The 18,607-nt window shown below is 65.7% G+C and carries 17 protein-coding genes; 6 read left to right on the plus strand and 11 right to left on the minus strand.

Features of this window, described 5'->3' with window-relative positions; genetic code table 11:
- Position 1: 1 nt before the first annotated feature.
- Genes Q4S45_RS07995 through wrbA form a run of 3 tightly spaced genes read right to left on the minus strand, consistent with a single transcriptional unit; the run spans position 2 to position 2,416 of the window.
- Entirely contained in the window at positions 2–1,411 is a 1,410-nt protein-coding gene (locus Q4S45_RS07995; protein ID WP_305510751.1) for an FAD-binding oxidoreductase, read from the minus strand.
- Positions 1,401–1,805: a DUF2069 domain-containing protein gene (locus Q4S45_RS08000; RefSeq protein WP_305510757.1), complete on the minus strand. Its 405-nt coding sequence runs from the start codon at positions 1,803–1,805 to the stop codon at positions 1,401–1,403. Before Q4S45_RS08000 ends, Q4S45_RS07995 begins: the two co-directional genes overlap by 11 nt.
- On the minus strand, positions 1,805–2,416 hold the full coding sequence (gene wrbA / locus Q4S45_RS08005) for an NAD(P)H:quinone oxidoreductase (protein ID WP_305512073.1): 612 nt from the start codon (positions 2,414–2,416) through the stop codon (positions 1,805–1,807). The genes Q4S45_RS08000 and wrbA overlap by 1 nt, the downstream gene beginning before the upstream one ends.
- A gap of 89 nt (positions 2,417–2,505) precedes the next feature.
- Between wrbA and Q4S45_RS08010 the strand changes: the two genes are divergently transcribed.
- Positions 2,506–3,819, plus strand: coding sequence for a YihY family inner membrane protein (locus Q4S45_RS08010; protein WP_305510760.1), 1,314 nt, complete (start codon positions 2,506–2,508; stop codon positions 3,817–3,819).
- A 96-nt stretch (positions 3,820–3,915) separates the two neighbouring features.
- Here Q4S45_RS08010 and Q4S45_RS08015 read toward each other — a convergent pair whose 3' ends face one another.
- Genes Q4S45_RS08015 through Q4S45_RS08025 form a run of 3 tightly spaced genes read right to left on the minus strand, consistent with a single transcriptional unit; the run spans position 3,916 to position 6,339 of the window.
- Positions 3,916–4,221: a DUF962 domain-containing protein gene (locus tag Q4S45_RS08015; RefSeq protein ID WP_305510762.1), complete on the minus strand. Its 306-nt coding sequence runs from the start codon at positions 4,219–4,221 to the stop codon at positions 3,916–3,918.
- Positions 4,218–5,027, minus strand: a complete 810-nt coding sequence (locus Q4S45_RS08020) for an alpha/beta fold hydrolase (RefSeq protein WP_305510763.1) — start codon at positions 5,025–5,027, stop codon at positions 4,218–4,220. The genes Q4S45_RS08015 and Q4S45_RS08020 overlap by 4 nt, the downstream gene beginning before the upstream one ends.
- 1 nt (position 5,028) lies before the next feature.
- The gene (locus tag Q4S45_RS08025) at positions 5,029–6,339 is read right to left on the minus strand and encodes an O-acetylhomoserine aminocarboxypropyltransferase (RefSeq protein WP_305510764.1); all 1,311 of its coding nucleotides are present in this window, start codon (positions 6,337–6,339) and stop codon (positions 5,029–5,031) included.
- 169 nt (positions 6,340–6,508) lie between these two features.
- Between Q4S45_RS08025 and Q4S45_RS08030 the strand changes: the two genes are divergently transcribed.
- Positions 6,509–6,961: a CBS domain-containing protein gene (locus Q4S45_RS08030; protein ID WP_305510765.1), complete on the plus strand. Its 453-nt coding sequence runs from the start codon at positions 6,509–6,511 to the stop codon at positions 6,959–6,961.
- 12 nt (positions 6,962–6,973) lie between these two features.
- Here Q4S45_RS08030 and Q4S45_RS08035 read toward each other — a convergent pair whose 3' ends face one another.
- From Q4S45_RS08035 to Q4S45_RS08045, 3 genes are all read right to left on the minus strand, one after another.
- Entirely contained in the window at positions 6,974–7,663 is a 690-nt protein-coding gene (locus tag Q4S45_RS08035) for a glycoside hydrolase family 25 protein (protein WP_305510766.1), read from the minus strand.
- A gap of 87 nt (positions 7,664–7,750) precedes the next feature.
- Positions 7,751–8,140, minus strand: coding sequence for a DUF1842 domain-containing protein (locus tag Q4S45_RS08040; RefSeq protein ID WP_305510767.1), 390 nt, complete (start codon positions 8,138–8,140; stop codon positions 7,751–7,753).
- A 321-nt stretch (positions 8,141–8,461) separates the two neighbouring features.
- On the minus strand, positions 8,462–10,723 hold the full coding sequence (locus tag Q4S45_RS08045; RefSeq protein WP_305510769.1) for an EAL domain-containing protein: 2,262 nt from the start codon (positions 10,721–10,723) through the stop codon (positions 8,462–8,464).
- A 224-nt stretch (positions 10,724–10,947) separates the two neighbouring features.
- Between Q4S45_RS08045 and aroC the strand changes: the two genes are divergently transcribed.
- Entirely contained in the window at positions 10,948–12,081 is a 1,134-nt protein-coding gene (gene aroC, locus Q4S45_RS08050; protein WP_305510771.1) for a chorismate synthase, read from the plus strand.
- A 151-nt stretch (positions 12,082–12,232) separates the two neighbouring features.
- On the opposite strand, the gene Q4S45_RS08055 is transcribed toward aroC, so the two are convergent.
- Together Q4S45_RS08055 and Q4S45_RS08060 are read right to left on the minus strand one after the other, a co-directional pair.
- Entirely contained in the window at positions 12,233–13,717 is a 1,485-nt protein-coding gene (locus Q4S45_RS08055; RefSeq protein ID WP_305510773.1) for an HDOD domain-containing protein, read from the minus strand.
- The gene (locus tag Q4S45_RS08060) at positions 13,714–15,366 is read right to left on the minus strand and encodes a bifunctional diguanylate cyclase/phosphodiesterase (RefSeq protein WP_305510775.1); all 1,653 of its coding nucleotides are present in this window, start codon (positions 15,364–15,366) and stop codon (positions 13,714–13,716) included. The genes Q4S45_RS08055 and Q4S45_RS08060 overlap by 4 nt, the downstream gene beginning before the upstream one ends.
- Positions 15,367–15,682: 316 nt before the next feature.
- On the opposite strand from Q4S45_RS08060, the gene Q4S45_RS08065 reads away from it, so the two are divergent.
- The 3 genes from Q4S45_RS08065 (at position 15,683) to Q4S45_RS08075 (ending at position 18,480) form a co-directional block, all read left to right on the plus strand.
- Positions 15,683–17,308, plus strand: a complete 1,626-nt coding sequence (locus Q4S45_RS08065; protein WP_305510777.1) for an isovaleryl-CoA dehydrogenase — start codon at positions 15,683–15,685, stop codon at positions 17,306–17,308.
- Between the two features lie 153 nt (positions 17,309–17,461).
- Positions 17,462–18,112, plus strand: a complete 651-nt coding sequence (gene upp, locus Q4S45_RS08070; RefSeq protein WP_305510778.1) for a uracil phosphoribosyltransferase — start codon at positions 17,462–17,464, stop codon at positions 18,110–18,112.
- 14 nt (positions 18,113–18,126) lie between these two features.
- Positions 18,127–18,480, plus strand: a complete 354-nt coding sequence (locus Q4S45_RS08075) for an Hpt domain-containing protein (protein WP_305510780.1) — start codon at positions 18,127–18,129, stop codon at positions 18,478–18,480.
- Positions 18,481–18,607: the final 127 nt, after the last annotated feature.

Genomic DNA, 18,607 nt, shown 5'->3' on the forward strand with positions numbered 1-18,607 from the left:
GTCACAAGATTTTGCCGGGGTTCATGATGCCGAGCGGGTCGAGCGCGCCTTTGATCGCCCGCATCATGTCCAGTTCGACCTTCGACTTGTAGCGGGCCAGGTCGTCGCGCTTGAGGGCGCCGATGCCGTGTTCGGCCGAGATCGAGCCGCTCGCCTCATCGACGCTGTCGTGCACGATGCGGTTGATGGCGTCCTGGTGGGCCAGGAATTCGTCGTGCGGCTGGCCCTCGGGCGGCGCGACGTTGTAATGCAGGTTGCCGTCACCGAGGTGGCCGAAGCAGACCACCTGGCAGGACGGGAAGGCCTGCTGCAGCTTGGCGTCGGTGCTGTCGATGAAGTCGGCGATGCCGGAGATCGGCACCGAGATATCGTGCTTGATGTTCTTGCCGGCCGCCGCCTGCGCCAGCGGGATGTGCTCGCGCAGGTGCCACAGGGACTGCGACTGCGCGTTCGACGTGGCCAGCACGGCGTCGTCGGCCAGGCCGCGCTCGACCGCGGCGTTCAGCGCGTCTTCCAGCAGGCCGGCCGCATGCGCTTCCGATTCGCTGCTCGACACTTCCAGCAGCACGTACTGCGGGTGGCGCTTGACGAAGGGCGTGGGCAGGTGCGGGAAATGGGTTGCGACCAGGCGCAGGCAGTAGTCGGACATCAGCTCGAAGCCGGTCAGGCTTGCGCCGCACTGGTCCTGCATCAGCGTCAGCAGGGCCAGTGCGTCGCGCGGCGCGGCCAGCGCCACCAGCGCCGTCATCGATCCCTTCGGCTGCGGGAACAGCTTGAGCACGGCGCCGGTGATCACGCCCAGCGTGCCTTCGGCGCCGATGAACAGGTCGCGCAGGTCGTAGCCGGTATTGTCCTTGCGCAGGCCGCGCAGGCCGCTCCACAGTTCGCCGTGCGGCGTGACCACTTCCAGGCCCAGGCACAGTTCGCGCGCGTTCCCGTAGCGCAGGACCGCGGTGCCGCCGGCGTTGGTCGAGAGGTTGCCGCCGATGGTGCAGCTGCCTTCGGCCGCCAGCGACAGCGGGAACAGGCAGTCCACGCTGGCCGCCGCCTGCTGGATGTCGTGCAGGATGCAGCCGGCGTCCACGGTCATCGTGCGGTTGACCGCATCGAGCGCGCGGATGCGGTTCATGCGCGACAGCGACAGCACCACCGCATCGCCGCTGGCGTCCGGCACGCTGCCCAGGACCAGGCCGGTGCGCCCGCCCTGCGGGACCAGCGCGATGCGGTGGTCGGCGCAGGCGCGCACCAGCTGGGCCACTTGCTGCGGCTCGTTCGGCTGCAGCACGGCCAGCGCGCGCCCGGTGAAGCGGCCGCGCCAATCGGTCAGGAAGGGAGCGCAGTCGGCGGCATCGGTCAGCACGTGCTCCGGGCCGGCGATGTCGCGGCAGCGCTGGAGAAAATCAGCACTCATTTTTGGCGGATTTGACCTTGTCGAGCAGTTCCTTGGCCATCTTCCTGGCGGCCTTTTTGTACGGATGCAGGTACAGCAGCGCGCAGGCGAAGTAGACGCAGACCAGCACGATCTCGCCGATCGCCATGGTGCGCGACAGCGCGACGGTGTCGCTCCAGGCGCGCACCACGCCTTCGGTGAAGTACAGCAGGATCACCATCGACGACCATTGCAGCGTGTAGATGTCGCGCTTGAAGACGCCGCGCAGCGGAATCAGGAGCGGCAGCGCCTTGAGGGCCAGCACCGAGCCGCCCGGATGCAGCGGCGCGACCCACATCTCCCAGAACACCAGCCAGGCGATCAGCGCGATCAGGCTGACGATGGCGCCGACGTGGAAGACCTTGTTCGATTCCATCAGCGCGCTCCCTGCAGGCTTGCGGCGGTCAGCGCCAGGCGCCGGCCCAGTGCGATGGCCAGTCGTTTTTCGTCTTCGGTGATGCCCTTGTCGCCGTCGATGCCCGACCAGTGGGTGGCGCCATAAGGGCTGCCGCCGCTGGAGGTGGTCATCAGTTCGGGGTGCGTGTACGGCAGGCCCATGACCATCATCCCGTGATGCAGCAGCGGGATCATCATCGACAGCAGCGTGGACTCCTGGCCGCCGTGCAGGCTGCCGGTCGAGGTGAACACCACCGCCGGCTTGCCCGACAAGGTGCCGGCCAGCCATTCGGTGGCGGTCCCGTCGAGGAAGTACTTGAGCGCCGCGGCCATGTTGCCGAAGCGGGTTGGCGAACCGAGCGCGAGGCCGGCGCATTCGGCCAGGTCTTCCTTTTCCACGTAGGGGGCGCCGTTGGCCGGGATGTCGGGCGCGGTCGCTTCGGCCACGGTCGAAACGGCCGGCACGGTGCGCAGGCGCGCGTCGATCCCGGGAACGCTTTCGATCCCCTGGGCGATCAGTTCGGCCAGCTTTCGCGTGGCGCCGTGGCGGGAGTAGTACAAAACAAGAATTATCGGATTGGTTGGGTTCATCATTGGTATTATAGGGCGATTTATACAGGGACAAGCGCCGCAGGATGCTTTCAAAAACCGTTCATACACTTTCAAGGTCGACCAGCGAAATGATCAACGTGAGCGTGGACATGGTGCGCGGACTGACATGGAGCGAGGCGCGCGACCTGTTCCGTTTTGCGCGGCGCCGGCTGACCGAGGAACGGCTGCCGCAGGTGGCTGGAAGCCTGACTTTCACGACCACGCTCGCGCTGGTGCCGCTGCTGACCATCGTGCTGGCGATCTTCACCACTTTCCCGGTATTTAACTCCTTCCGCGCCTCGCTCGAAAGCTACTTCGTGCAGACCGTGATGCCGAAGGGGATCGCCAACACGATTATCGGCAACCTGACCCAGTTCGCCAGCAAGGCGACCAAGCTGTCGGCGGTGGGCGCGGTGGCGTTGCTGTTCACGTCGAGCGCGATGATGAGCATGGTCGAGCGGGCGTTCAACCAGATATGGCGTGTCAAGCGCACCCGCCCGCTGGCCCAGCGCGTGCTGATGTACTGGGCGCTGCTGACCCTCGGTCCGCTGCTGTTCGGGCTTTCGCTGACGGTGACGTCGCAGCTGTTCCTGGCGACCAATGACCTGATGCGCACCGTGCCGCTCATCGGCGCACTGTTCTACACGCTGCTGTCGGTCATGCTGACCACGGGCGCCTACACGTTGCTGTTCATGGTGGTGCCGAACCGCTTCGTCGACTGGCGCGACGCGGTGTGGGGCGCGCTGGTGGCGGCGGTCGCGTTCGAGATCGCCAAGCGCGGGTTCGCCGTATTCATCAAGCAGTTCCCGAACTACACGATCATCTACGGCGCCCTTGCGGCGCTGCCGCTATTCCTGCTGTGGATGTACCTGTCTTGGCTGATAACCCTGGTCGGCGCGCTGATCACGGCCGCGCTGCCAGTGGTGAAGTACGAGCGCTGGTGGCACGCGCCGGTGCCGGGCGGCGCCTTCGTCGATGCGATGGCGATCCTGAAGGTGCTGCACGGCGGCGCGCGGCTGACCAATTCGGCGCTGGTGTCGAGCGCGACGATCCGGGCGCATACGCGCATCGGCTTCGACGAGATGACCACGCTGCTCGAGCGGATGGTGGCGGTGGGCTGGGTCGGCCGGGTGCTGGCCGAGACGACCACGCGTTCGCGCTGGGGCAAGCCGGTCAGGGAAGGGGCCGACAACTGGGTCCTGCTGATCAATCCGGAAAAGATCAAGGTCGCCGAGGTGTACCGGCTGTTCGTGTTCGGCGGCGTGGCTGTGGATGCGTGGGCCGCGAAGGATCTGAAAGAGTCGGTGCTGACGCTTGATACGTCGTCGCTGGCGAAGCGGGTCGAAGTGGCGGTGGAGCAGGGGCTGGATCAGACGCTGGCGGAGCACTTCGCGGCAGCGTGAGGTCGACCTCAGCATGGGTTCCTGCCTTCGCAGGAACGACAACCTAATTGACTGTCGCTCCTGCGCAGGCAGGAACCCATACTGAGCTAGCGATTCCTACCAGGTGAGTTTCCCGGTCAGCATCTGCCAGTACATCACCCAGTCGGCGCGAAAAGAATACAGCGGCTGGGCAAACGACGCCGGCCGGTTCTTCTCGTAGTAGAAATGGCCGATCCAGGCGCCGCCGTAGCCGGCCACCAGCGCCGCCAGCACCCACCACGCGCTGCCCGTGCCGATCGCCGCCGCGATGCACGCGAGCGCCAGCGACGAGCCGATGAAATGCGTGCGCCGGCACATGCGGTCGGCGTGCTGCGTCAGGTAGAACGGATAGAACTCGGCGAAGCTCGCAATGCGCGCGCTCATGACAGTCCCTTCGCGAACGAATACAGCGCGTCGAGCACCGCGCCCGGCTGCTCGGCCATCAGCGAGTGACCGGCATCGACCTGGACGACCTTGCCTTGCGCGACCGTGGACGTCAGCAATTTGGTCGAGCGCGCCGGCGTCATCATGTCCTTGCTGCCTAAGATGAACAGAACGGGGCAGCTTGCGGCCCGCGCCGCCGCCTCGCCGTTTGCGTAGGCATTGCAGGCAGTGAAGTCGGTGAAGAACAGATGCTCTGGATTGATGGCCGACATGCGCTGCATCAGGCGGCGCGCGGTGCCCATCGAACTCACGCCGGCCAGCGGGCAAGCGGGATTTTGCGCTGTCATCGTGTGCGACCAGATGTTGACCATGTCGATCGCGCCCGGCTCGTCGTTTTTCGCCGACTCGAGCAGCGCATCGGACACCTTCATCGGGTAGGTGGTTCCCACCATCGCCAGGCCGCTGACGCGGTGCGGCGCCTGGTGCGATGCCTCGAGTGCGATCAGGGATCCCATGCTGTGGCCAACCAGCAGAGCGCGATCGGCGCCGGCCGCGTCGAGCAGCGCGATCAGCCAGCCAGCCATCGCTTCGACGCTCGCCAGCGCGGCGCCCTTGCTGCGGCCGTGGCCGGGCAAGTCGACTGCGAGCACATTGAATCCGTGATGGGCGAAGTAGCGGGTCTGCAGGGCCCACACCGAATGATCGTTCTGGGCGCCGTGAATGAACACGGCGGTCGGCTGGGCCGGATTGAACGGCTTGCCGCCGGTGTAGCAGTAGGCTTCGAAGCCTTGCACGTCGTAGATCACGTCAGGCTCCTTTCTGCGACAGCTTCAGGCCGCGCGCCAGGTCGCCGATCAGGTCGTCGACGTTTTCCAGGCCGACCGACAGGCGCATCGTGCCTTCGCCAATGCCGGAGGTCGCCAGCTGCTCGGCCGGCACGCGGAAGTGGGTGGTCGAAGCGGGATGGATCACCAGCGACTTGGCGTCGCCGACGTTGGCCAGGTGCGAGAACACCTGCAGCGAATCGACGAAGCGCCGCCCGGCCGCGCGGTCGCCCTTGATGGCGAACGAGAACACGGCGCCGCAGCCTTTTGGCAGCAGAGTCTTGGCCAGTTCATAGTCCGGGTGGGTGTCGAGTTCGGGGTACGACACCGATTCGACTGCGGGATTCGCGAGCAGGAATTCCACCACCTTGCGCGTGTTGGCGACGTGCCGGTCCATGCGCAGGCTGAGCGTCTCGATCCCCTGCAGCACGGCGAAAGCGTTGTGCGGGCTCATGACGGCGCCGAAGTCGCGCAGGCCTTCGCGGCGGGCGCGCAGGGCGAACGGGGCGACCGTCGACTCCTCGGCGAACACCATGCCGTGAAAGCCCTCATACGGTTCGCACAGTTCGGCGAAGCGGCCGGTCTGGTCGTAGGCGCGCTGCCAGTCGAAGGTGCCGCCGTCCACCAGCAGGCCGCCGATGGCGGTGCCGTGACCGCACAGGAACTTGGTCGCCGAGTGGAACACCAGGTCGGCGCCGTGATCGAACGGACGCAGCAAATAGGGCGTGGTGAAGGTCGAATCGAGCATCAGCGGCAGATGGTGCTCATGCGCGATCTCGGCCACGCGCGGGATGTCGAGCACGTCCAGGCCGGGATTGCCCAGCGTTTCGGCGAACAGCACGCGCGTTTCGGGCCGGATCGCGGCGCGCCAGGCGTCGAGGTCGCGCGGATCGACGAAGGTGGTCTCGATGCCGAAACGCTTCAGCGTGTAGGCCAGCAGGTTGTGCGAGCCGCCGTACAGCGCGCGCGAAGCGACGATGTGCGAGCCGGCGGCGGCGATGGTCGCCAGGCCAAGGTGCATCGCGGCCTGGCCGCTGGCGGTGGCGATGCCGGCCACGCCGCCTTCGAGCGCGGCGATGCGTTCTTCCAGCACGGCGTTGGTCGGGTTCGAGATGCGCGAATAGACATGGCCGGCGCGCTCCATATTGAACAGCGACGCCGCGTGGTCCGAGTCCTTGAACGCGAACGAGGAGGTGAAGTAGACCGGGGTCGCGCGCGCGCCGGTGGTCGGGTCGGGCGTGCTGCCGGCGTGCAGCGACAGGGTGTCGAAACCGGGGTAATTGGGGCCGCTCATGATGTGCTCGTTGACAGATTTGAATGGCCCGAATCGTAGCATTTATTCGAATGGCGGATGTTGCTTTGTTTATCCGCAAAGCTGGATTTTTCGCTACGGTTAGGCTACATTCGAATCATGCCTGATACAAACGCAATCAGCCTCAAACCACGCAGACAAGGCGGCCATCATGAAAGTCTCTGAAATTCTCCAGGTGAAGGGCAACATCCTTTACACCGCCAACCCGGAAATGCTGCTGGTCGATGCGGTCAACACGATGGCTGAGAAGGATATCGGTTCGCTGGTCGTCATGGAATTCGGCGACCTGGTCGGCATGCTGACCTTCCGCGAAGTGATCAAGGTGCTGCACAAGAACGGCGGCGCGGTGGGCGCGGGCACTGTGCGCAAGCATATGGATGACCATCCGATCACCGTTACGCCGGACACCGAGGTGAACGAGGTGCGCCGCATGATGCTCGAGAAGCACGCGCGCTACCTGCCAGTGATGAACGCGAAGACGCTGCTCGGCGTGATCTCGTTCTACGACGTCGCGCGCGCGGTGCTGGAAGCCCAGAGCTTCGAGAACCGCATGCTCAAGGCGTACATCCGCGACTGGCCGGCCGAGACCGAGCAGGAAGACTGACGCACATTCCCCTCAAGCCGCTGCCCTGGTCAGCGGCCACTGCTCCTTCAGTTCGGCCACGGTGCCATTGAAGACGTTGACATCCATATCCGGCTTGATCCCCGGTACGACGATCTGCGCCAGCAGCTCGCTGGAGAATTGCCACATCGTGTAGGTCGGCCACAGGCCCTTGGGGAAGTCGGTCACCTCCGGCTTGAAGCGGGCGTACCAGAGCGGCACATCGGCCAATTCCGTATCCGCGAATTTTTCGGTCAGCGCCCGCGCGCTCGCGTGGTTGGTGTACAGGACCGGAAAACGCCCGGCTCTTTGTTTGATCCTCCGGATGAAGCGCAGCGCCTCTTCCGCGTTCATCAGCTTGGTCGACGACACGTCTTCCAGGTCGAGCGCGATCAGTTCGTTGGCCGCGGGCTTGACCTTGTCGAGATAGAAGTCGGCCTGCTTCTCCGGCTCTCCGGCGACGCCCCAGTGATAGGAGCCCCACAGATAGCCGCGCTGCCTGGCCTCGTCGTGCCGCTTGAAGTAGGCCGGATCGAGACCGGAGACGCCGATCGTGGCCTTGTGGATGACCGCGACGACCCGCGGCTCGGTCTTGAGCTGCTTCCAGTCGATGCTGTTGTCATGGAAAGCGTCGATCAGCAGCGCGGTGGCGGGATTGTCCCACGGGCGTCGAAATTCGGTTGGGGTGGCGGGTGCGGGCATCATATCTCCTTGGTGGCGACGACAGGATGTACATTGTTCAGGCGCGAACGGTGGCGCCAGGCCTGGCGCCACCGCTGGTACCGGGCGCGATCAGCCGCGCTGCTTGACCGGGACGTTACGGACTGTATTGCCGCCGTAGGTAAAGGTGCCGTGTCCCTGCCAGCGTTCGTCGGTGGTGATGATCGCCGTGAATCGCTCCGTTACCGGAGCCGTTGGCGGCGTTCCCTGAAACGTGCCGGTCAGGGTCATGACGCGGGTGACGCCACCGAGGCCGAGGCCGTGCACCTCTCCACTGATGGCATGGATCGCGATGCGTCCGTTCGGCGGCGCGACCGATTGCGTGATCATCCCCTGGCCGCTGATCATGCCGGAGCCCGTGTCGTACATCAGCGCCAAGCTCAGGATCGGCGCGCCGGGCATGCCGAGGTTACCACACATCAGATAGATAGGATCGGCATCGATGAATTCAGAATCGGACATGCTTGTTCTCCTGGTAGTTTTGAACAACGGTCGACAAATAATGCCAGTGCGCTGGCATTTGCTATGACCCGGGCCTTGTGGGCCGGGTGGGTGAAAGCGGGTTGGAGTGCCAGCCGGTCTGCGCCGAAAAACCGGTCCAGAGGGGGCGTGTTGTTCCAGATCATAGACCCATTATTTGCGCTTGTGTTCACTAACAAAAAATATGTTTTACGCATAAAATCAACGACTTATGCGCCTTGAATAAGGCTTCTTTGAGGGGGGCGGGGCGAAAAAAATCCAGCGCGCAGGCTGGATTTTTTAATCGTTCGGGGGCACCGGGGTTCACGCGCGCAGCGCCTGTCCTTCGCGCCGCAGCCAGTCGTACAGCGCCGGCGGCGACATCGGCCGGGCAAACAGGAATCCCTGCGCCATCGGGCAGCCCAGCGCATGCAGGATGTGGGCCTGGCGCTCGTCCTCCACGCCTTCGGCCACCACCGACAAGCCCAGGTTGCGTCCCAGCTGGATCACCATCTCGGCGATGCTGCTGCCGCGCGCCGAACCGGTGATCTCGGTGACGAAGGCGCGGTCGATCTTGAGGCGGTCGATCTGCAGGCGCTGCAAATACGACAGCGACGAGAAGCCGGTGCCGAAGTCGTCGATCGCGATGGACACACCGGTGCGCTTGACCTCGGCGAGCATCTCGATGAGCAGTCCGGGTTCCTCCATCGCCATCGATTCGGTGATCTCGAGTTCGATGTAGCGCGCAGGCGCGCCCGTGTCCTGCAGCGCGGCGCGCAGCATCGCCAGGAAGCCGGGATGGCGGAACTGGACTTGCGAGACGTTGACCGAGACGGTGAAGTCGAGGTGGCCGGCCGCGCGCAGGCGCACCAGTTCCGCGCACGCGGCGCGCAGCACGAACTCGCCGATTTCGATGATCAGGCCGGAGTACTCGGCGATCGGGATGAAGCGCGTGGGCGAAATGAAGTCGCCGTTGCCGGCCTGCCAGCGCAGCAGCGCTTCGGCGCCGACCGGACGGCGTTCGGCCAGATCGACCTGCGGCTGGTACACCACCGACAGCTCGCCGCTGGCGAAACCGGTACGCAGCGCGTGCATCATGCGCACCCGCTCGCGGATCTCGACGCCCATGCTGCGCGAGAAGAAGAAGTGGCCGGAACGCTGCTGCACCTTGGCGCGCTTGAGCGCGATGTCGGCGTCCTTGAGCGCATCGGCGCCGGTGCCGTCGTGCTCGGCCAGGCGCACCAGGCCAAGCGTTGCGGACACGCGCACGTCCTGGCCGTCGATCGAAAACGGCGTCTGGAACAGCGCCAGGATGTTGTCGGGATTGACCGCCGACGAGTCGCCCAGCACGCTGAAGATGTCGCCGCCGATGCGCGCGATCGTCAGGTTGCGCCCGAGCCGCGCCTGCAGCCGCGCCGCCACCGCGACCAGCAGCAGGTCGCCGAACTGGTGGCCCAGCGCGTCGTTGGTCTCGGCGAAGTGGTCGAGGTCCACCAGCGCCAGCGTGGCGCTTTCGCGCGCCGGCCCGGCCAGCGTGGCGTCGAGGATCTCGACCAGGCGGGTGCGGTTCGGCAGCTTCGAGAGCTGGTCGTAGAAGGCGGCGTTGTGCAGGTGGCTCACCAGTTCGACGTTGACCAGGCCGACCGACACGTTGCTGCAGAAGACCTCGAGCAGGCGCTTTTCGATGTCGTCGAGCGGGCGCGCGAGCGGGACGAAGGCGGCGAAATCGCGGCTGGCCTTGCCGCCGAAGTAGAGAGTGGCCGATTCGGGCGTGAAGATGCTGGTGCGCTGGGACAGCGCGCGGCCGATCGCCTCGGATGCGCGCGGGTCGACCTGCGGCGTCAGCACGCCGCCGCCGAGCCGGCAGAACGCGCCGGCGCAGGCCATCACCGGCAGGTGCTGGGCGCGCACGTCGGCCGGTTCGTGGGCGCAGAGCACGCCGTTTTCGTCGGTGCCGAGGATGTCGGCTACCTGGGTCAGCACGCCCGAGGCGAAATTCTTCACGCCGTGCAGCGACATCAGCTCGGTGCTGGCGCGCACGATCTGATCGAGGCCGCGGCGGCTGCTGTTGATCGCGCGGATCTGTTCGTAGGACCGGATCGCCGCCGTCACCGTCGTGTACAGCTTGATACGGGTTAGTTCCGACTTGGTCTTGTAATCGTTGATGTCGAAATCGCGGATCGCGTCGATCTCGGGCGCGTAGCCCGGCTGGCCGGTGCGCAGGATGATGCGCACGTCGTGCAGCTTGAGCGTTTCGCGGATGTAGCGCACCAGGTGCAGGCCGGCGTCGTCCTGCTCCATGACGACGTCGAGCAGGATCACGGCGATGTCGGCTTCGTGGCGCAGCATTTCGCGCGCCTGGGCGGCCGAATACGCATGCACGAACTCGAGGGGGCGCTGCTGCATGTCCAGGTTGCCGAGCGCGAAAGTCGTGGTCGAATGAACATCTTCGTCGTCGTCCACGATCATCACGCGCCAGACCGCGCCGCACGCTTCGCCAGGCTGCGCCGCGGTTTGCTCATCCAGGAATACCAGGTCGTCGCGATCGTCCTTGACACTATGTAAGGGCGTACTCGGTTGGGACATGTGGGGCTTCTCCTGGATTCACTCGAAACGTGGGGCATCCTCAGTATATAGTGGTTTGCCGCGGGCAAGCGCTTTTCGATGCATTGCCAACAAAAAACATGGGTTGAGGGTAACTAATTTGCGACAGGCGTCCTGGGCAAAAAAATCGGCCGCGGAGGGCTGGCCGATGCACTTGGGCCCCGGCTGGTAGAATTGACCATTCTTTCACTCGACTCCCTTCTCCCATGTCCGGCAACTCATTTGGCAAGCTGTTCACAGTCACGACCTTCGGCGAATCGCACGGCGCGGCGATCGGCTGCGTCATCGACGGCTGTCCGCCGGGGATGGCGCTGTCGGAGGCGGACATCCAGCCCGACCTCGACCGCCGCAAGCCGGGCACCTCGCGCCACGTCACCCAGCGCCAGGAATCGGACACGGTGCAGATCCTGTCGGGCGTGTACCAGGGCGTGACCACCGGTACGCCGATCGCGCTGCTGATCCCGAACGAGGACCAGCGCAGCAAGGACTATGGCAACATCGCCGAGAGCTTCCGCCCGGGCCATGCCGACTACACTTACTGGCACAAGTACGGCGTGCGCGATCCGCGCGGCGGCGGCCGGTCGTCGGCGCGCCTGACCGCGCCGGTGGTGGGCGCCGCGGCGGTCGCGAAGAAGTGGCTGAAACAGAAATACGGCACCGAGTTCATGGGCTGCATGAGCCAGCTGGGCGACATCGAAGTGCCGTTCCAGGGCTGGGAGCACGTGCGCGAGAATCCGTTTTTCGCGGCCACCGGCGACGCCGCGCTGATCGCGAAGATGGAGGCGGCGATGGACGAGCTGCGCCGCGCGGGCGACTCGATCGGCGCGCGCATCGATGTCGTCGCGCGCAACGTGCCGGTCGGGCTGGGCCAGCCGATCTACGACAAGCTCGACGCCGATATCGCGTATGCGATGATGGGCATTAACGCGGTCAAGGGAATCGAGATTGGCGCCGGCTTCCGCTCGGTCGCGCAGAAGGGCTCCGAGCACGGCGACGAACTGACGCCGGAAGGCTTCGTGGGCAACAACGCCGGCGGGATGCTGGGCGGGATATCGACGGGGCAGGACATCACCGTGTCGATCGCGATCAAGCCGACGTCGTCGATCCGCACGCCGCGGCGCTCGATCGACAAGGAGGGCAATCCGGTGATGGTCGAGACCTTCGGCCGCCACGATCCGTGCGTCGGAATTCGCGCCACGCCGATCGCCGAGGCGATGCTCGCGCTGGTGCTGATGGATCACGCGCTGATGCATCGCGCGCAGTGCGGTGATGTGCATGTGGACACGCCGGATATCGGGAAGATCGGTACCAGTATCCAGGACCGGTCTTCGAAGCCCTGAATGTACCGCCCAGCGACTCACACTCAGTATGGGTTCCTGCCTGCGCAGGAACGACGGTTTTTGGGCCAACAATCTTTGATCTGTCGTTCCTGCGGAGGCAGGAACCCATGCTGAGTGACCGGCTTACTGTATCGCCATTTGATCGCAGCGATCAGGCGCCACTCACCAGTTCCACCTGGCGGCGCCGTTCGACGCTGCGCACGACCAGCGCGCGCACTTCGTTGAGCAGCACGAATTCGGCCTGGTTCAGCGCGATGGCGGGGAAGCTTTCGTCCCAGTCGCCGTAGATGAATCCGACCGGCTTGCCGTCGCTGCAAATAGGCAGGATGACGAAGCTGCGCGCGTCCGACAGCGAGGCCTTCCACCACTGCGGCAACTTGGCTGCAAACTTCGGGTCGCGCGCGTTTTCGATGAAGATCACGCGGTCGTTGTTCAGCGCGGCGTGAAACACGTTCGCTTCGTAGGCGTCCGGGAACGTCATCGACGGCAGCAATTCGCGCACGCCGTCGCCGAAGCCCATCTTGGCCGCATAGTTGCGGTCGCGCCGGTTGCGCAGGAAGGCCACGGCGCGAGAAAAAGTCAGGCCCTGGTACGCCGTTTCGAGCGCCATCGACATCATCTGGCCTGGACTGGCGCTGGCCACGAAGTCGCGCATGTCGGCGACGCCGCTGCTGAGGATCTTGTGCCCCTCGGCGCGCTTGCGGTTGCTGGCCAGCGCGCGGGCGCGCCGCTCGGCCGGCTTCGACAGCGGCGCGATCGAGAGGTCGGCGGCCGCGGCGATCTTGGCCTTCTCGATCGCCAGCAGGATCTTTTCCGGTTCCACGCCGAGCATCTCCGAGAACGCCCCGGCCAGTTCGGCCACCCGCGCATTGCCCGCCTCGTCGTCGTTCCACAGCGAGTCGGCGCATTGCGAGGCCATCGTCGCCAGCGCCGACAGCCAGTCGGCGTGGCTGAAGGTGTCTGCGCGCTCTCCCGCTTCGACACGGCGCATGCCGGCGATCAGGTTGCGCGGCAGGCCCCAGTTTTCGGCCGCGGCGTGGCCGATCTGCTCCATCGACAGGCCCAGCACCTCGAGCGCGGCGGCGTCCTCGCGGCCGGCGCCGCTGTGCTCCTGCAGGCGCAGCCACGCTTCCGGGATATAAAAGGTGATCATCATGCGTCCCAGCGCATGGAGCATGGAACAGACCACCGCTTCTTCCGGGTCGGAGGTGGCCGCCGCCAGCGCAACCTGTTGCGCGACCATCCCCGACAGCACGGCCTTTTCCATCTCCACGTGTGCGATGCTCGGGTCGGGCGAGGCGGTCGACAGTTCCTCGATCAGCTTCAGGCCGAGCGCCAGGTGGCCGATGGCGTCGGTGCCCAGCACCAGGATCGCCTTGGTGACGGTGTTGACGTGCTGGCCGAAGGCCGCATACATGCCGCTGTTGGCCAGGCGCAGCACCTTCTGCGTGAGCACCGGGTCGGTCAGCACGGTCTGCGCCATGTCGAACTGGCTGTCGTCTTCGCCGCGCATGGCGCCGAGGATGGCGCCGATCGCGCGCGCAAAGCCTGGCATGTCGCCGCGCAGGCGCACGCGCTCCCACAGCAGGGCGAGGGTGGCGGCGGCTGCCGGCGTTGGCGATGGCGATCTGGTCATGTTGCCTCCGCCCGTTTATCGGTTGGCAGGAATGCGGCGTACAGGTCTTCCTTCAGCGCGGCGGCGGCGACGTGCGCGGTCATCGGCTTGCCCGTCAGGTAGCCCTGGATGTACTGGCAGCCGCCGTGTTCGAGGAAGTCGAGCTGCTGCTCGGTCTCGACGCCCTCGGCCACCACCGACAGTTGAAGGTGGCGCGCCAGGTCGAGCACGGCGTTGCAGATGGCGCCGTCCTTTTCCGACGCCGGCAGGTCCTTGACGAAGGCGCGGTCGATCTTGAGCACCGAAATCGGGAAGCGCTTCAGGTAGGCGAGCGACGAGTAGCCGGTGCCGAAATCGTCGATCGCGATGCGCGCGCGCCGCTCGGCCATGCGGGTGAGGATGGTCTCGGCGTGGGCCGGGTCGATCATCAGGGTGCCTTCGGTGATCTCCAGCACCAGCTGCTCGCCGCGCAGGCCGGAGAAGGCGAGGGCGTCGTCCAGCACCTCGAGGAATTTATCGCTGCGGAACTGGCGCGGACTGATGTTGACCGAGATGTACAGGTCGCGCTTGGCGGCCTTCTCGAAGTTCTTCAGCTGCACGCAGGCCGCCTTCAATGCCCAGGCGCCGAGGAGGTTGATCAGGCCATTGGTTTCGGCGATCGGGATGAAGCGGGCCGGCGGCACCATGCCCAGGGCCGGGTGCTTCCAGCGCATCAGGGTCTCGAAGCCCTGGATCTGGCGGGTGCGGGTATCGACGATCGGCTGGTAATACAGCTGGAACTCGCCTTCGCGCACCGCCTGGAACATCGCCGCTTCGAGCGAGATGTCGTGCTGCGGCGGCCCGGCCTGGCCGGCGCTCCAGACCACGCAGCGCGCCTTGCCGGTTTCCTTGGCGCGCGACATGGCGGCGTCGGCCAGCGCCACCAGCCGCACTTCGTCCTCGGCGTGCTGTGGATAGACCGACACGCCGACCGAGGCGCCGATGTAGATGGTATGGCCTTCGACTTCGAACGGCGACTGCAGCGTCGCCAGCAGGCGCCCGGTGACCAGCTTGATCTGCGCTTCGGTAAAGGTACCCGGCAGGACGGCGACAAATTCGTCGCCCCCGACACGCGCCAGCGTATCGCTGTCGCGCAGCGTCTTGCGCAGGCGCGCCGCGGCCATGCGCAGCACCGCGTCGCCGATCGGGTGCCCCAGGCCGTCGTTGACCTTCTTGAAGCCGTCCAGTCCGACCGTGGCGACCGAAAAAGCCTGTCCGGAGCGGCGCGCGTGCGCGATCACCATGCGGATGCGGTCCGACAGCAGCAGGCGGTTGGGCAGCTCGGTCAGGGCGTCGTGGGTGGCCATATGGCGCAGCCGTTCTTCGGTGGCGCGCTGGGCCGACATGTCGCGCCCGACCGCCAGCAGGCCATCGCCCAGGCGCGCAATGCGCAGCTCGAACCAGCTGTCCTGGTCGGGTGTTTTCAGGCGGGCCTGTACCAGCGCTGCGTCAGGGCCGCCGGCGCCGGCAATCGCCTCGCGCAGCGCCGCCTGCTCGGTATCGGCGACGAGATTGACGAGCAGGGCGCCCTGCGCTGCGGCGGCGCCCAGCAGAGCGGCGGTGCGCCGGCTGCTCGCGAGGATGCGGCCGCCCGGATCGATCCGAAATGCGATGTCGCCGGCAGCGTCCATGAGAAGATCCAGCTCATGATCGAATTCCTGCGTGGGCACGGAGAGTGAGCTGGCGCGCATCGTTTAAATTCAGGCCTTCTGTCTGGTGACTGGCGAAAATACGGGATCTTGAACCTGGTGCGGTGTTTTCATTTCACTGAGGCATTTTTACCAAAATAATATGAAATGTATCATTGAAAGATGCCAAAACGCATTAAATATTCTTTAAAAATGCCTGAAAGCACGATTTTTTGATTCAGCGCAGAAACATAGCACCACAGCCCGAGCGTGCTCTAATATAAGTAGCAACGACCTTTCCGCCGATTCGGAGATCAGGATGAACGAGTTCGACACGCACGAAGTATTCAATCAGGCGCCTCCCTTCGAAGGGGTGAACCTGTTCGCCTGCGACACCGCCTTGCGCGAGGCGCTCGAGCGCGAGGGCGGCGGCTTTGCCGAGCCGGCGCTGCGGGAATTGGGCGGGCAGCTCGGCAGCCCCGAGATCCTCGACCTGGGCCGCCAGGCCAACGCCAATCCGCCGCGGCTGACCAGTTTCGACCGCAGCGGGCGCCGCATCGACGAGGTCGAGTTCCACCCGTCGTGGCACAAGCTGATGGCGCTGATGATCGGCGCCGGCGTGCACGCTTCGCCCTGGGAAGGCGGCCGGCCCGGCGCCCAGGTGGCGCGCGCGGCGCAGTTCCTGCTGTTCGGCCAGGTCGAAAACGGCGCCCAATGCCCGGTGACGATGACGTATGCGTCGGTGCCGGCGCTGCGCCAGGCCGGCGCCATCGCCGACGAGTGGCTGCCGAAGATCCTGTCGCGCGAATACGATCCGCGCCCGCTGCCGATTGGCCAGAAACGCGGCGCCCTGATCGGCATGGGCATGACCGAGAAGCAGGGCGGCACCGACGTGCGCGCCAATACCACGCGGGCCACGCGCGGTGCGGACGATACCTGGCGCATCGTCGGCCACAAGTGGTTCTTCTCGGCGCCGCAGTCGGACGCGCACCTGATCCTGGCGCAGGTGGAAGAGCATGGCCTGTCGTGCTTCTTCGTGCCGCGCTTCCTGCCCGATGGCAGCCGCAACGCGATCCGCGTGCAGCGCCTCAAGGACAAGCTGGGCAACCGCTCGAACGCCTCGTCCGAGGTGGAATTCGCCGGCGCCACCGGCTGGCTGGTGGGCCCGGCCGGGCGCGGCATCCCCACGATACTGGAGATGGGCAGCCATACCCGGCTCGATTGCGTGATCGGCAGCGCCGGCATCATGCGCGCCGCGCTGACCCACGCGCTGCACCATGCGCGCGGGCGATCCGCATTCGGTCGCAAGCTGGCGGAGCAGCCGCTGATGCAGAACGTGCTGGCCGACCTGGCGCTCGAATCGGAAGCGGCGACGGCGTTTGCGCTGCGGCTGGCGCGCTGTTTCGACCATCCGGACGATCCGGCCGAAGCGCTGCTGGCTCGGATCCTGACGCCGGCCGGCAAATACTGGATCTGCAAGCGCGGCCCAGGCTTCTGCTTCGAAGCGATGGAAGTCATGGGGGGCAACGGCTACGTCGAGGACGGCCCGCTGGCGCGTTTTTACCGCGAGGCGCCGGTCAACTCGATCTGGGAAGGCTCGGGCAACGTGATGTGCCTGGATCTGCTGCGCGCGTTCGGCAAGACCCCGGCGGCGCGCGAGGCATTGGCGGCCGAGCTGGCGCTCGCTGGCGAGCCGTTGAAGCCTTACGCCGACCGCCTGCTGGCCGACCTGGCGGGCGCACAGGCCGACGAATATGGCGCGCGCCGGCTGGCCGAACGGATCGTCGTCGCGGTGCAGGCGGGGCTGCTGGTGCGGCATGCGCCGTCGTATGTGGCCGATGCGTTCGTGCGTTCGCGGCTGGAGCGGGACGTGGGCGGGGCGTTTGGGCGGCTGCCGGATGGCGTCGATTGCGCCGCCATACTCGCGCGCTCGCTTGTCGAATAGCCGAAAAATGGGGCCGGGTTCGCCGCACCTGACCCCGGGTTGGCGGCCGCGGCGCCAAAAGAATCCGATATTTCTTTCTTAAAATAGGGACAAATGCCCCCAATGGCTGGGATAATGCCGGCACAAGCCACAACAATCTACAGAATGCCCTCCATGAAACAAGATCCACGCTTCCCCAACCTGTTCATCCTGAACCACCCGCTGATTCAGCACAAGCTGTCGCACATGCGCGAGCGCGATACCTCGACCCGCACCTTCCGCGAGCTGCTCAAGGAGATCACGCTGCTGATGGGCTACGAGATCACGCGCGACCTGCCGCTGACCACGCGCTCGATCGAGACCCCGCTGGTGACCATCGACGCCCCCGTCATCGCAGGCAAGAAGCTGGCCATCGTGCCGATCCTGCGCGCCGGCATCGGCATGAGCGACGGCCTGCTGGAGCTGGTGCCGTCGGCCCGCGTCGGCCACATCGGCGTGTTCCGCGACCCGGATACCCACAAGCCGGTGGAATACCTGGTGCGCCTGCCGGACACCGCCGACCGCATCTTCATCCTGTGCGACCCGATGGTCGCGACCGGCAATTCGGCCGTGCATGCGGTCGATGTGCTGAAAAAGCGCGGCGTTTCCGACGACCAGATCATTTTCCTGGCGCTGGTGGCCGCGCCCGAAGGCGTGGAGGTGTTCCAGAAGTCGCATCCCGGCGTCAAGCTGTACGTCGCCTCGCTCGATTCGCACCTGAACGACCATGACTACATCGTGCCTGGCCTGGGCGATGCCGGCGACCGCATCTTCGGCACCAAGTAAGCAGGGGTTGCGATTTGATTGACCAGGAGTTTTTTTCCCGCCTGCGCGCCCTGAACGACAAGTTCGCCGCCGGCGTGCCCGCCACGCTGGCGCGCCTGGGCGAGCTGCGCGCGCGGTTCGATCCGCAGGCGCCGGATCCGGGGCAGGTCGCCGAGCTGCACCAGATCCTGCATACGATCGCCGGGTCCGCGGCGACCTTCGGCTTTCGCACGATGGGTCAGCAGGCGCGCGCCATCGAGCAGCGCCTGCGGGTGCTGATGGCGTTCGAGCAGGTTCCCGCGGCCGACTGGCAGGACTGGCTCGCCAGCCTGGATCAATACACCGCGTGGGCCGCGGCCGACCCGAAATCGGACGATTATCCGGCATAGCGCCTGCAACGGCGCGGACGGCGACGTTTGATCTGGCGCAAACCCAAGGCCTGTTGATGCCTTATATTCAACCGTGCTGCGCCGCCAACGCACCCCGTAAAAGTTGTTGTTTGGAATTTTTAGGGTG

The organism is Massilia sp. R2A-15 (assembly GCF_030704305.1).
In the GTDB taxonomy this organism is placed as follows: Bacteria; Pseudomonadota; Gammaproteobacteria; order Burkholderiales; family Burkholderiaceae_D; genus JAFCUW01.